At 64.4% G+C, this 205-nt stretch carries 1 protein-coding gene; it reads right to left on the bottom strand.

Annotation, left to right across the window (positions count from 1 at the left end):
- The coding region (locus OGY04_RS00005) for a hypothetical protein (RefSeq protein ID WP_286584500.1) at positions 1 to 197 on the bottom strand (197 nt) is incomplete at its 3' end.
- Positions 198 to 205 lie beyond the last annotated feature (8 nt).

Genomic DNA, 205 nt, shown 5'->3' with positions numbered 1-205 from the left:
TTGGCCGCCTGGGTGTCCAGCACCACCGTGGTGTGCTGCACCGCCACCGCGGTGTTGCCTGCCGTATCCACCCCGGTCACCGTCACTTCCACATTGTTACTGCCTTCGGTCAGTACCGACGAGTTCACCGCCACTTCATAGCGCAGCGCCCCGTGTTCATCGGTCACCACCAGGCCGGTAAAGGTCCTGCCGTTCACCGCCACCG

Source organism: Citrobacter sp. Cpo091 (assembly GCF_030332645.1).
Lineage (GTDB): Bacteria > Pseudomonadota > Gammaproteobacteria > Enterobacterales > Enterobacteriaceae > Citrobacter > Citrobacter portucalensis.
Note: the sequence above shows the minus strand (reverse complement) of the source record. Positions and strands in the feature narration are given on the sequence as shown.